We start from the raw sequence: 418 nt of genomic DNA, 5'->3' as shown, positions 1-418 counted from the left end.
GGAATATTGGTCAATGGGTGAGAGCCTGAACCAGCCATGCCGCGTGCAGGAAGAAGGCCTTCTGGGTTGTAAACTGCTTTTGCCAGGGGATAAAATACCCTTGCGAGGGTAATTGAAGGTACCTGGTGAATAAGCCACGGCTAACTACGTGCCAGCAGCCGCGGTAATACGTAGGTGGCAAGCGTTGTCCGGATTTATTGGGTTTAAAGGGTGCGTAGGCGGCCTTTAAGTCAGTGGTGAAATACTTCGGCTTAACCGGAGAGGTGGCATTGATACTGATGGGCTTGAGTACAGATGAGGTAGGCGGAATTGACGGTGTAGCGGTGAAATGCATAGATATCGTCAAGAACACCGATAGCGAAGGCAGCTTACTAGGCTGTAACTGACGCTGATGCACGAAAGTGTGGGGATCAAACAG

At 50.7% G+C, this 418-nt stretch carries 1 rRNA gene; it reads left to right on the top strand.

Features of this window, described 5'->3' with window-relative positions:
- A 16S ribosomal RNA gene (locus BSZ14_RS18875) occupies positions 1–418 on the top strand; the annotation flags it as partial.

This window comes from Sphingomonas sp. Sph1(2015) (assembly GCF_001970915.1).
GTDB classification, from domain to species: domain Bacteria; phylum Pseudomonadota; class Alphaproteobacteria; order Sphingomonadales; family Sphingomonadaceae; genus Sphingomonas; species Sphingomonas parapaucimobilis.
The sequence above is the reverse complement of the archived record's forward strand: the minus strand, read 5'-3'. Positions and strand labels throughout refer to the sequence as shown.